At 47.2% G+C, this 13,431-nt stretch carries 11 protein-coding genes; 6 read left to right on the top strand and 5 right to left on the bottom strand.

Going from position 1 to position 13,431, the window contains the following annotated elements; genetic code table 11:
* Positions 1–21: 21 nt before the first annotated feature.
* From rsmG to ACO0KW_RS11280, 4 genes are all read right to left on the bottom strand, one after another.
* On the bottom strand, positions 22–678 hold the full coding sequence (gene rsmG, locus ACO0KW_RS11295; protein ID WP_423053178.1) for a 16S rRNA (guanine(527)-N(7))-methyltransferase RsmG: 657 nt from the start codon (positions 676–678) through the stop codon (positions 22–24).
* 3 nt (positions 679–681) lie between these two features.
* On the bottom strand, positions 682–2,640 hold the full coding sequence (mnmG, locus tag ACO0KW_RS11290; RefSeq protein ID WP_423053177.1) for a tRNA uridine-5-carboxymethylaminomethyl(34) synthesis enzyme MnmG: 1,959 nt from the start codon (positions 2,638–2,640) through the stop codon (positions 682–684).
* 145 nt (positions 2,641–2,785) lie between these two features.
* Positions 2,786–3,451 carry a hypothetical protein gene (locus ACO0KW_RS11285; RefSeq protein WP_423053176.1) on the bottom strand — a complete coding sequence of 222 codons (666 nt, stop codon included), beginning with the start codon at positions 3,449–3,451 and terminating at the stop codon, positions 2,786–2,788.
* 48 nt (positions 3,452–3,499) lie between these two features.
* A complete protein-coding gene (locus ACO0KW_RS11280; protein ID WP_423053175.1) occupies positions 3,500–4,261 on the bottom strand; it encodes a TSUP family transporter in 762 nt (253 codons plus the stop codon).
* Positions 4,262–4,611: 350 nt separating this feature from the next.
* Here ACO0KW_RS11280 and ACO0KW_RS11275 point away from each other — a divergent pair, with 350 nt between their 5' ends.
* Together ACO0KW_RS11275 and ACO0KW_RS11270 are read left to right on the top strand one after the other, a co-directional pair.
* A complete protein-coding gene (locus ACO0KW_RS11275; RefSeq protein WP_423053174.1) occupies positions 4,612–7,503 on the top strand; it encodes a TonB-dependent receptor domain-containing protein in 2,892 nt (963 codons plus the stop codon).
* A 167-nt stretch (positions 7,504–7,670) separates the two neighbouring features.
* The gene (locus tag ACO0KW_RS11270) at positions 7,671–8,399 is read left to right on the top strand and encodes a chitinase (RefSeq protein ID WP_423053173.1); all 729 of its coding nucleotides are present in this window, start codon (positions 7,671–7,673) and stop codon (positions 8,397–8,399) included.
* A gap of 87 nt (positions 8,400–8,486) precedes the next feature.
* Here ACO0KW_RS11270 and ACO0KW_RS11265 read toward each other — a convergent pair whose 3' ends face one another.
* On the bottom strand, positions 8,487–9,986 hold the full coding sequence (locus tag ACO0KW_RS11265) for a CoA-acylating methylmalonate-semialdehyde dehydrogenase (RefSeq protein WP_423053467.1): 1,500 nt from the start codon (positions 9,984–9,986) through the stop codon (positions 8,487–8,489).
* Positions 9,987–10,130: 144 nt separating this feature from the next.
* Here ACO0KW_RS11265 and ACO0KW_RS11260 point away from each other — a divergent pair, with 144 nt between their 5' ends.
* The 4 genes from ACO0KW_RS11260 to glpK all read left to right on the top strand — a co-directional run bounded on the left by ACO0KW_RS11260 (position 10,131) and on the right by glpK (position 13,397).
* Entirely contained in the window at positions 10,131–10,388 is a 258-nt protein-coding gene (locus tag ACO0KW_RS11260; protein WP_423053172.1) for a hypothetical protein, read from the top strand.
* A gap of 61 nt (positions 10,389–10,449) precedes the next feature.
* The gene (locus ACO0KW_RS11255; RefSeq protein WP_423053171.1) at positions 10,450–11,298 is read left to right on the top strand and encodes an FKBP-type peptidyl-prolyl cis-trans isomerase; all 849 of its coding nucleotides are present in this window, start codon (positions 10,450–10,452) and stop codon (positions 11,296–11,298) included.
* A gap of 25 nt (positions 11,299–11,323) precedes the next feature.
* A complete protein-coding gene (locus ACO0KW_RS11250) occupies positions 11,324–11,878 on the top strand; it encodes a YgjP-like metallopeptidase domain-containing protein (RefSeq protein ID WP_423053170.1) in 555 nt (184 codons plus the stop codon).
* A 49-nt stretch (positions 11,879–11,927) separates the two neighbouring features.
* On the top strand, positions 11,928–13,397 hold the full coding sequence (gene glpK / locus ACO0KW_RS11245) for a glycerol kinase GlpK (RefSeq protein WP_423053169.1): 1,470 nt from the start codon (positions 11,928–11,930) through the stop codon (positions 13,395–13,397).
* Positions 13,398–13,431 lie beyond the last annotated feature (34 nt).

The raw sequence follows: 13,431 nt of genomic DNA, 5'->3' as shown, positions 1-13,431 counted from the left end.
AACTGCTGTTTCACGTGTAACTTAATTTGCTGAAGCGAGTTTCTTCACATGCACCAGATGTCTTTCAACATCTAGACCTGGCACTTGCAAAGGTTCAATACTTTCCACTTCCCAACCATCCGGCAGACGCTCAATTTCTTGCGTTGGCGACACACCCTTCATCGCAAGGAAACGACCATTTTCGGCCAGCAAATGATGTGACCAGTTGATGAAGTTATTGAGTTCGGAAAATGCACGCGACGTAATGACGTCGAATTGATGTTCAACTTTTAGAAGCTCAACACGCCCGGTATGTACCGTGACGTTTTTGAGTTTGAGCTCAGCTTTCACTTGTGTCAGGAACGCGGTCTTCTTATTGACGATATCAATCATCGTCACTGAAGCCGTTGGAAAAACAATCGCCAAGACGATGCCTGGCAAACCACCGCCAGAACCGACATCAAGAATATTCTTCGCTTGGGTAAAAGCATGCACCGCCGACAAAGAGTCGAGCAAATGTTGTTTGACCATATCATGCGGATCGCGGATGGAAGTCAAGTTATAGACCGAATTCCACTTGACCAATAAAGCCAAGTAAGCCAGCATCTTTTCGACTTGATCTTCATTCAATGGTAAACCTAAGGAGGCAATACCGTCCCGCAGCTCATTTCCCAGAGCTTCTTTATCAAAACGACTCATAAACTATTCACCCACCACTTTGACATTCAGATCTTCATCATTGGCAGGTGCTGCATTGGCAAAACCTTTAAAGCCACGTTTTTTTAAATGCACCAGCAACAAGGACAAAGCCGCAGGCGTCACGCCAGAGATGCGACCACACTGTCCTAAAGTTTCTGGTTTTTGTGCATTCAGTTTTTGCTTCACTTCAATTGATAAGCCATTTACTTCCAGATAATCAAAGTCGCTTGGCATTTTCAAATTCTCATAGTGCGCCTGACGTTCGACCTCTTTGGCCTGACGTCCGATATAGCCGGAATATTTGATTTGAATTTCTATCTGTTCTTTGACCGCTGGATCGACAATATTTTCGCCCGCTAAGGACTGCCCTTCTTTGCCTTTGAGCGTCATTAAGTGATCGTAAGTCACTTGCGGACGACGCAATAAATCAGCCAATGAATATTCGCGCTCCAATGCTTTACCGACGACACGCTCGGCTTCGGCATCATCAACAATGCGTGGATTGACCCAAGTTGATTTCAATCTTTCCATTTCACGTGAAACTGCTTCACGCTTTTCTTCGAACATTTGCCATTGCTTATCGCTCACACAACCAAGCTTGCGACCGATTTCCGTCAGACGCATGTCGGCATTATCTTCGCGCAAACTCAGACGGAATTCGGCACGACTAGTGAACATGCGGTAAGGTTCTTGCACGCCTTTCGTCACCAGATCATCCACCAACACACCCAGATAAGCTTCATCGCGACGCGGCACCCAGGCTTCTCTGCCCTGGGTTTGTAAGGCGGCATTTAGGCCTGCCAGCATACCTTGCGCCGCGGCTTCTTCGTATCCGGTTGTACCATTGATCTGCCCAGCAAAGAATAAACCTTGGATAGAGCGTGTTTCCAGCGAAGTTTTCAAACCACGCGGATCAAAATAATCGTATTCAATCGCATAGCCAGGACGCAGAATATAGGCGTTTTCCATACCACGCATGGAGCGTACCAACTCTAATTGCACGTCAAATGGCAGACTGGTAGAGATGCCATTTGGATAGAATTCATTCGTGGTCAAGCCTTCTGGCTCCAAGAAAATCTGGTGCGAATCCTTGCCCGAGAAACGATGAATCTTGTCTTCTATTGATGGACAATAACGCGGCCCAACCCCTTCAATTACACCCGTGTACATAGGACTACGGTCTAATCCCGCACGGATAATGTCATGGGTTTTAGCATTGGTATGCGTAATCCAGCATGGCACTTGACGCGGATGCATTGCAACATTGCCCATGACCGAGAACACAGGAAGAGAATCGAGATCGCCCGGCTGCTCTTCCATTTGGGAAAAATCGATGCTGCGACCATCGATACGCGGTGGCGTACCAGTCTTCAAACGCCCTTGCGGCAGCGCTAATTCTTTCAAGCGACTAGACAAAGAGATCGCAGGCGGATCACCGGCACGACCTGCTGAGTAGCTATTAAGGCCAACATGAATCTTCCCATCAAGGAAAGTTCCTGCTGTCAACACCACCGCACGCGCCTTAAATTTCAGACCAACTTGGGTCACCGCACCAACGACTCTATCGCCTTCAACCAACAAATCATCCACGGCTTGCTGGAATATCCACAGGTTTTCTTGGTTCTCTAGGCGGCTACGGATCGCCTGCTTGTACAAAATACGGTCAGCCTGAGCACGGGTTGCCCGCACTGCAGGCCCCTTAGATGAATTCAAAATACGAAATTGTATGCCCGCCTCATCAGTCGCAATCGCCATCGCACCACCCATGGCATCGACTTCTTTCACCAGATGTCCTTTACCAATTCCACCGATTGATGGATTGCAAGACATCTGACCTAAGGTCTCAATATTATGGGTCAACAATAGCGTTTTTTGGCCCATGCGTGCGGAAGCCAAAGCGGCTTCTGTACCGGCATGACCGCCGCCAACGACGATGACATCGAATTCATTTGGATAAAACATGTGGATAGCTCAAGGAGGAATTGCTTGGTGACGATAGAGTAAAACTAATACGAGGCACGATTATAGTTGCTTTTTGCGTCGCAAAACCTTAATCACATCCCAAAAAGACTAAAAATTCAGTAAAACTGTTTCACGTGAAACAGTTTTACATTTTCACGACTAAGGCAATCAGCACCAACAATAAGCCTAGCCCTGTCAATCCTATGTAAATCCGCATAGTCCACTTATTTATCGGGGGGGCCTTAGGGCGCTTGGACCGCCTGCGCTTCTTGGTTTTTTCTGGCACAGGAAATACTTGCACCAACTTACTCTTACGCATTTCCTTCTTCAACTTCAGATTAGTATCCAATTCAAGGGACAACGGAATATCTACGTCATAGACGCTTTGCTGTTTCTTCTTTTTTAGGTTAACCGAGCGCATAGTATTAGTGCCCGTATCGACAACCAACCCTGATCCACTATGCAAAGGATCTAAGGAAGACGAAAAAAACTCATCAGAATCGAAACTTTCAATATGCGCTGACATCAAGTCAGAATTATCAATCAACAAAGGAGTATATTCTTCAGCGACGGTGACGTCCTCGACAATTAAATCCTTCACCAATAACTCATCAACAGAAAGCTCAACTTCAGCGACACTTTCATCCGCGAACTCCCTGAGCAATTCCGCGTAGGTTGTTTCGCCGTCAATCGACAGCAAAATCACTTGCGCAAGCTTGGGCAACCCAAGACTACGCTGCTTAATCTCCGCCTCACCCTTTTCCGTGCGGCGAATCTTTTTATCTGTATCACTAACTCGAGATTGACTCACAATTACCCCCAAACATTTTTTAGAATTTTTGTTTCACGTGAAACAAACCTACTTCAAAAATGCATCATAAGAAGTTTTCACTACCAATAAGCTAACCACCAAAAGGAACAAAGACCGGACAAAGGTACTGCCATACTTTATCGCCATCTTGCTTCCTGCAATCGACCCCAATACACCACACACAGCCATGGCGCTGCCCAATATCCACATGACATGACCACTATAGCCAAACCAAATCAATGCCGCAGCATTACAAGCAACGTTCAACACTTTAGCAGAGGCAGACGCCCGTAGAAAATCATAGCCGAAAACACGCACGAAAATGAAAATAAAGAAGCTTCCAGTACCAGGCCCAAAAAATCCATCATAAAATCCGACCACCCCACCAACCAATACAGCCAAGATCAATTCTTTACGTCCGGAATGAAGTCGCTTAGATTGTGCGCCGAGATCCTTTTTCCAAAAGGTATAAATCGCAATTGCCACCAAGATAAACGGTAATGCTTTACGTAAATAAGTCGGAGGTATATGCGTCACTGTCATTGCACCGGCAAACGACAAAATAAAAGCCATTACTCCAGCAGGGATAATAATATGCCATTGCAGACGCACGGCTTTAACATAATTCACCGCTGCCACCGAGGTTCCCCAGATACCCGCAAATTTACTGGTTCCCAACAAGCTTGCCGGTGCCGTGGTAGAGAACACCGAGAACAAAGCTGGCAGCTGAATCAATCCACCACCACCGACCACCGCATCGACAAAACCCGCACAAAAAGCTGCCATCCCCAAGATTAAGTAATCCGCCACATCTCATCCAATTAATAAGCAAAAATGAAGGATAACAAGTCCTTTCACGAAAGTCGCAGAAAATCAAGTACATTTCCACAAGACAACATCAAATACAACGAACTTGATTTTGAATGAGAAATTTTCGTTGTATCTCTCTGACAGTAAAAGAACTTTCATTGACATTGTCTTGGGGAAAATGCTTTGATGTCATCTGTATCAATTATTCCCCAATAGTTGACAAGTCAGACACGCAATTAAAAAAAACGTGCATACAAAGGATGAAGATTCCTGAGGGATTTGTAACTCTAAAAGCTAGCCACAATGGTGTACTTTTATAAAAACCATTATTTCCAACAAAGGAGTACTAAATGATTGAGAAAGTTCTATCACGCTCAATGCGCTTGATGTTTACAGGTAGTGTCGTGGCAAGTATGGGCGTCATGGCTTTGCCAGCAATGGCACAAGAAAAGAAAGTTGAATCGGTCGTCGTTACTGGTACACGCATTACTTCACCTGGCGCAACTTCCAACAGCCCTATTGGCTCGATTACTGCTGAAGAAATCAAATCTTCTCAGCCAGTAGCTGTAGAAGAATTTTTTAAAGGCTTGCCAGCCGCAGTTCCAGCAATCGGCCCTGGCACGAATAACGGTACCGGCGGTGCAGCAACAATTGATTTGCGTGGCTTGGGCTCAAACCGTACCTTGGTATTGGTCAATGGTCGCCGTCTGGTTCCTTATGACCTCGGTGGTACAGTCGATACTAACTCTATCCCTATCGCCCTATTAAGCCGCGTTGACTTGGTCACTGGCGGTGCATCTGTGGTCTATGGTGCCGACGCTGTTTCTGGTGTTGCCAACTTTAATCTGAAAAAGAATTTCCAAGGTTTTGAAGTCAATACTTCTTACGGCGGTACCAGCAAAGCTGACGCAAAGCGCTATCGTACGGATGTCACGATGGGTGCGACACTAGACGAAGGCCGCGGCAATGTCGTATTAAGCTTAGGTCGTACTAAATCTGATCCATTAACGCAAGGTACTCGTAGCTATGGCTTAAGCGCCTTAAACTCTGTATCTGGTGCGCCAGACGGCTCTGGCACAACAATACCAGCCGCGATGTCCACCACAAAGGGTACGGGCGGAACTGATGCCTTGTCAGGCACATGGCAAATTGATCCAGCAACTGGTAAATTAGTACAGCCAGTTAATCTGTATAACTTCAATCCATTGAATTACTACGTCACTGGCCTAGATCGCTCACAAGCGACATCTTTAGCTAACTACAAGATCAATGACAATTTTGAAGTGTATGGTGAGATGTTCTACACTGCGAGCAAAGTAGCCTCTACTTTGGCTGAGTCAGGTACATTCAACAATACCTTCAACGTGCCTATCGGCAATCCGTTTATCCCGGCTGCGACACGTGACCAATTATGCCAACGCCGTGGTATCGCAGCGGCAGACTGCGTAGTTGGTAACACGACTATCGTACCGTTAACAATTGGCCGTCGCATCACAGAAATGGGTCCTCGTTTCAATGATTTCGATAACAAAACATTGCAATATACGTTAGGTACAAAAGGTGAAATTGCTGGCTCTTGGAACTACGATGCGTATTGGAGCCGTGGAACTGCAGACCAAACACAGATCCGTAAAAACTGGGGTTCTTTGGCGAAAGTTAAACAAGCTCTGAACTCTGTAGCAACAGGCAAGTGCGTCGATACATCAAACGGTTGCGTACCTTTGAACGTGTGGGGCGCTGCTGGCTCTATCACACCTGAGCAAGTCGCTTTTATTAACCAAAGTGCGATCTTGATGCAAGGTGTAGAGCAAGACGTTGCTGCAGTATCCACATCCGGCGATTTGGGCAACATCCAAAGCCCATGGGCAAAGCAGCCAATTAGTGTTTCTGTGAGTGGCGAACAACGTAAATTGACGGCTTACACCAAGTCTGATGCGGCATCGCAATTGCAAGGCGAAGTACTCGGTACAGGTGCGCCAACGCCTGATCGTACTGGTACGTTCAAGCTGAAAGAATACGCAGTTGAAGCAGCGATTCCTTTGATCAAAGATTTGCCATTTATCCGTACTTTGAATGCAGAGATTGGTTACCGTCAAACGAACTTCGAAACAGCGAAGAAATCACAAGACTATGGCAGCTACAAATATGGTGGCGAGTGGGAACCAGTGAAATCCTTACGTTTCCGCGGTATGGTGCAACTGGCGACACGCGCACCTAACGTCAACGAATTGTTTGCGCCACAAACAACTGGCTTGAGCAATCTTGCAACGGATCCATGCCAATTGAATCTGATCAATGCTGGCGAAGCAAACACTGCTGGCACCTTATCTAACTTATGCCGTTTGACTGGTGTACCAAGCAGCGTTATCGGTTCTTTGGATAAACCATCTGCTGGACAGATTAATCGCCAAAGCGGTGGTAACCCTAACCTCGGACCTGAAGAAGCAAAAACCAAAACTATCGGTTTCGTACTCGAGCCATTGCCAAAATTATTGGTCAGCCTCGATTACTACAAGATCGATATTACTAAGGCGATTTCCTCTCCAACAACCACTGACGTACTGGATGGCTGCTACTCAAGCAAGTTCAACCCAGGCTTAACTTTGAATGCTTCCTGCGCGCTGGTCTTCCGTAGTACAGCCAATGGTAGTTTCAATGGTACAGACTCTAAAGGTGTGGTCACAACCTTGTCTAACCTTGGTACACAAAGCACAGCAGGTTTCGACTTGAGCGTGAAATACCAAGTGCCATTAGCGAATTTGGGCGTCGATGCGAAATATGGCCGTTTGGATTTGGGCTTCGATATGAACAAAACAACGTCATATCATGCACAACCAACTCCAGCATCTGTGGATCGTGATTGCCTAGGTTACTACTCTGTTGCTTGCGGTGGCCCAACATACAAAAACAAATTTACTCAACGTACAGCATGGACGTTTGGTGAATTCGTATTCGGCTACAACTGGCGTCATGTTAGCGGTGTGATCGAGGAACCAGGTGGTACGAACTTCTTGCCAGCGTATGCATCAATCAAAGCCTATGACTACTTTGATTTGAGCGCAGTATGGAACTTCAACAAACATATCCGCTTGAACATCAGCATCAACAACGCTGCGAACAAGTTGCCTCCGATCGTAGGTTCTACAATTGGTTCAACTGGTACTAACAGCGGTAACACCTTCCCACAATACTACGATGCAGTCGGTCGTTATTTCAGTGTAGGTGCGACGATCAAGTTCTAATTTGATTAGCTCTTGCTTATAAAAATGGCGAACTTCGGTTCGCCATTTTTTTTACCGTTTCCTTTTAAAATTCAATACCACTTCTTTGCATTCAATCGCAACTTTGTTTAAGCTGCAAACTCCTATTAGTCACCGCAAATTTACCGCGAATCTTTCCGAGAGCTTTGATGAAAATTCTTCCCCATATCGGTGCAAGCTGCCTGGCACTGGCACTTAGTGCCTGTGGAACAGCACCTGAATTACGCGCCGCAAGTCATTCAAGCGGCAAAGCTTACATGATTAGCGAAGCACAATTCGAACAGCTATTTCCCCAACGGATTCCGTTTTATACCTACGCAGGCTTACTCGCTGCGATCAAAACCTACCCTGAGTTTGGCAACTTTGGAAGTACTGCTGACAACCAACGTGAAGTCGCTGCCTTTCTCGCCAACATCATGCATGAGTCGCACGAATTACGCGCCATCACCGAAGTCGATACCAGCACCCACGATCACTATTGCAACGATAAGCAAGACGTGCCTTGTGCCAAGGGTAAGCAATACTTTGGTCGTGGCCCAATTCAACTCAGCTGGAATTTTAATTACGCCTTAGCAGGAAAAGCACTAGGCTTAGATCTCTTGAATGATCCGGATCTAGTATCACGAGATGCCACGGTCGCTTGGAAAACTGCGCTCTGGTATTGGATGGAAATTAAGGGATCAGGCCCACTACCAAGCCATGTCGCCATCAAGCAAAACTTAGGCTTCGGTGAAACCGTGCGCAGTATTAATGGCGATTTAGAATGTAGTAAGCCACCAACGAATATCGGCTATCAACAGCAGCAAATGCGGATCCAGAATTATTTGAAAATCACCCGCTTAATCGGTGTGGAACCTGGCAAACATCAAGCCTGTTAACCGGAATAAGCACGCGATGTAAGCAATCGGAAAATGGACGAAGAAAACCGCTCTACATTTTCCGATCAATGCAATGAAACTAGCAATTTACTTCGCCACCGGCATCGTAAATTCAGCGCCCTTCGCAATACTGTCTGGCCAACGCTGCATAATCGATTTATAGCGTGTATAGAAGCGAATTCCTTCTTCGCCATAGGCATGCATATCCCCAAACAAAGAACGCTTCCAACCGCCAAATGAGTGCCATGCCATCGGTACTGGAATCGGTACATTAATACCCACCATGCCAACTTCCACCCGGCGTGAAAATTCTCGCGCCGTATTGCCATCGGCCGTGAACAAAGAGACGCCGTTGCCAAACTCGTGGCGATTGATCAAATCGAGTGCCGCACTAAAATCTGACGCCCGCACGACGCACAACACAGGTCCGAAAATTTCTTCACTATGAATCCGCATTCCTTCTTGTACATGATCAAACAAAGAGCCACCGATAAAGTAGCCTTGCTCTTGTCCGCTTACCTGTAAGCCGCGTCCATCCACCACTAACTTTGCACCCTGCTCAACACCACTGGCAATCAAGGTCTCGATTCTAGAGCGATGCGCGGCGCTGATTACCGGTCCCATTTCGACCTCCGCCGCCATCCCATCACCGACCTTCAAAGCACGTACGCGTGGTGCCAACTTGGCGACTAATTCATCCGCGATATCACCCACGGCGACTGCCACCGAAATTGCCATGCAGCGCTCACCCGCCGAACCGTAAGCAGCGCCCATTAAGGCATCTACCGCCTGTTCTAGGTTTGCATCCGGCATCACGACTAAATGATTTTTCGCGCCACCCAAAGCTTGCACCCGCTTACCATGACGGCTGCCTTCACTATGAATGTATTCTGCAATCGGCGTCGAACCGACAAAGGAAATCGCTGCCACATCGGGATGCGCTAACAAGGCGTCGACTGCAAATTTATCGCCTTGCACCACATTGAAAACGCCATCCGGCAATCCTGCTTGTTGGAATAATTCTGCGATCAGCAAAGACGCCGAAGGATCACGTTCTGAGGGTTTCAAAATAAAAGTATTGCCACAAGCAATCGCCAACGGCGCCATCCACATTGGCACCATGAAAGGAAAATTAAAGGGCGTAATCCCTACGGTGACACCCAATGATTGCCGGATATTCCAATTATCAATACCGCCACCGATATTATCGGAAAACTGGGTCTTCAACAGCTGCGGTAAGCCGCAGGCAAACTCCACCACTTCAATGCCGCGCGTGACTTCACCCATCGCATCCGACAAAATTTTGCCGTGCTCACGCGTAATGATGCCTGCCAATTTAACGTGATTCTGTTCCAGTAATTCTTTGAACTTGAACATCACACGCGCCCGTCGCAGCGGCGCGGTTTCTGACCACACGGGCCAAGCTGCCTTGGCAGCAGCCACCGCCTGCTGCACCTGATGTGGATCAGCTAAGCCTACTTGCGCGATTTCTGTTCCAGTTGCAGGATTAAAGACGACTTGCGTACGAGCGCTTTTTTCTGTAGTCACGCTACCATTGATGAAATGAGGGATGTAATGTAAAGCCATAGACATATTAAACCTTCTGCGATTTTGCTATTCTCCTGAGCCAGCGACTAGATTATCATGTTGCAGCATCGCGCTACCAGTATCAGATAGACGATATGGGCGTTATAGACGATTTTCCTCAGCAGTTTTCTTATAAAGGTTTTTATGGCACGTTCAACCAAAGCCAGTAATGCGGTACTACGATTGCAACAACGCAGCGCGAATGCCCCTTACTCTATGGTGACAACCGCCAGTAGCCACTTTTATCTGGTGCTGGGACATGATCCGGACACGCAGGAAAAACTCTGCGAGCCGCTAGAAATCGATGACTTTGTCCGCTTCGTCAATAACGTGAAAAAAGAGGCTCCACGCAAAGCCAGCAAACTTGACATCGCGTTTGAAGCCAAATTGAAACGCAACTAAGTTTGAAACTAAGTATAAAAAACGCACTTTAATTCAACTAATCCAACCAGGAATTCACTTCATGAAATTAGCTCTGTTTATCAGCCTCGCACTCGCTAGCCATTTCTGCGTCAATCAGGTATCCGCACAAGATCAAAAACCTGCGCAAGAAGTCGCGGCCAGTGCCGCTAGTACACCTGCAACTGTAGCGACAGTGCCGCCGTTCGCCACTCTAGAAAAAATCGATAGCGTCGTCGGTACGGGTACCGAAGCTGTCGTAGGGAAAACCGTTGTCGTGCATTACACCGGTTGGTTGCGTGATCCACAAGGCGAGAACCAACATGGTAAAGCCTTTGATAGCTCGGTCGGTCGTGGCCCTTTCAGCTTCAACTTAGGAGAAGGGCGCGTGATTCGCGGCTGGGAACAAGGCGTACAAGGTATGAAAGTAGGCGGCAAACGCACTCTACAGATTCCATCAACACTGGCCTATGGTCCCCGCGGTGCAGGTCGTGGCGTGATACCACCAGACGCTGATTTGATCTTCGATATCGAATTACTTGATGTCATCAATATGCCAGAAGTCGAAAAAATCGACAGTAAAATTGGTAAAGGAGACGAAGCGAAAAGCGGTAACACAGTCACCGTACATTACACCGGCTGGTTACGTGATCCGAAAGCCAAGGGCCAAAAAGGTAAAGAATTTGACAGCTCACGCAAGCGCGAAGCTTTCAGTTTTACAGTCAATGGCGGTGAGGTGATTCGCGGTTGGGATCTGGGTGTACAGGGCATGAAAATTGGTGGCAAGCGTACTTTGATTATTCCTGCCGCACTCGCGTATGGTGCGCGTGAAGTAGGGAATGGTTTAATTCCTGCCAATTCTGATCTGGTGTTTGACGTTGAATTATTAAAGGTAAAAGTTAACGCGAAATAAGCACAACAAACTAAGCAAAAATCCTGTGGATATAGCATCACAAAAACTGACTTACCTGACTGCCTACCCTGCGCATTTACAAGCCCAGGTGAGGCAGCTACTCGCGCAAAACCAACTCGCCGTCCATTTGCGCAACAAGTATCCACAGGTACACAAAATACGCACCGACAAAGCGCTCTATCAATATGTGCAAGACTTGAAAAATGCGACCTTAAGAAATGGCGATCAGATCAGTAAAGTCGTCTACGACAATAAATTGCATGTGATCAAAAATGCGCTTGGCACACACACTTATGTCTCACGAGTACAGGGCAGTAAACTCAAAACCAAAAATGAAATTCGTATAGCTAGTCTGTTTAAATCAGTGCCAGAAGAATTTCTGAAAATGATTACGGTTCATGAACTCGCTCATCTAAAAGAAAAAGAACACGACAAAGCCTTCTATCAACTTTGCACTTACATGGAAGCAAATTATCACCAATACGAACTCGATTGCCGCTTGTATCTGACACAAATCGATTTGCTTGGTGAAGAAGTATGGAATACTGAAATAATCGCCCCAAACCCATCCTCCAATTAACGCGTAATTTATTTGCAGTGCTCCAATAACCTGGTCAGCGGAGATACACATGGCTTACCTACTTGCACTTGATCAAGGCACTTCCAGTTCACGATCGATCATTTTCGATCAGCACGGCAATCTCATTAGTACAGCGCAACAGGAATTCACGCAACTTTTCCCGCAAGCGGGTTGGGTTGAACATGATGCGATGGAAATTTGGCATAGCCAGCGCGCCACCATACTTCAAGTCCTACAGCAAAGTGGCCTCAAGGCACAACAAATCTCGGCGATCGGCATCACCAATCAGCGTGAAACCACGATACTCTGGAATCGTAAAACCGGACTCCCCCTGGGCCCTGCCATCGTTTGGCAAGACCGTCGCACTGCACGAGAATGTGAAAATTTGCGCGAACAAGGCTACGCCAAATTAATCCAAGAAAAAACCGGTTTAATCCTCGATCCGTATTTCTCTGCCAGCAAAATTGCGTGGATTTTGCAACATGTTCCAGAAGCGCGAGCACAAGCAATGCGCGGTGAATTAGCCTTCGGCACCGTCGATACTTGGTTGGCATTCCAGCTCAGTGGCCAACAATTACATGTCACGGACGTGACGAATGCCTCGCGAACGATGCTGTGGAATATTCATACGCGCGCATGGGATGAAGAATTACTCAGCTTATTTGATATTCCACGCAGCCTGTTACCTGAGGTTTATCCTTCTAGTTATCATTTTGGTGACTGCCATCTATTTGGTAGCGCGATTCCGATTGCGGGAATCGCCGGTGATCAACAAGCAGCCTTATTCGGGCAAGCCTGTTTCTCCTCAGGGATGGCGAAAAACACTTACGGCACTGGCTGTTTCGCCCTATTACAAACGGGTGTTTTTTGTAGTTATTCACAACATGGCTTAATCAGCACCGCGGCCTGCCAAATTGATCAACATCCGCAATATGCTTTAGAGGGTAGTGTCTTTATCGGTGGCGCCGTAGTGCAATGGTTACGCGACTACTTACACCTAGCGCCAAGTGCAGGCGACATCGATGCACTGGCGAGTAGCGTTCCCGACAGCGACGGCGTCATTTTTGTACCTGCATTTACCGGCCTGGGTGCGCCCTATTGGGATGCCAATGCACGAGGAGCGATTCTAGGATTACATCGCGGCAGCAGCAGCGCCCACATCGCCCGCGCTGCGATAGAAGCGATTGCTTTTCAGACCGCTGAACTACTGATGGCAATGCAAAAAGACAGCCCGACACCCATTCTTGAATTGCGGGTTGATGGCGGTGCTGCAACCAACACCACACTATTACAATTTCAAGCCGATCTGTTAGGCATTCCAGTGGTACGCCCTCGGGTGTTGGAAACCACCGCTTTAGGTGCGGCGTATCTGGCGGGATTACAGACTGGGGTCTATAGTACCCCCGAAGAATGCAGTGCATTGTGGCAAGAACAACAGCGCTTTTTACCACAAATTAGCCGTACCCAAGCCGACTATCGTCTGCAAATCTGGAAAAACGCTGTCACCCGCTTGCTTTAACCCAAGCTAGCCATGCACAATGAAAAGATAATCA

This window comes from Undibacterium sp. Ji22W, from assembly GCF_049340305.1.
Classification (GTDB): Bacteria; Pseudomonadota; Gammaproteobacteria; order Burkholderiales; family Burkholderiaceae_D; genus Undibacterium.
The sequence above is the reverse complement of the archived record's forward strand: the minus strand, read 5'-3'. Positions and strand labels throughout refer to the sequence as shown.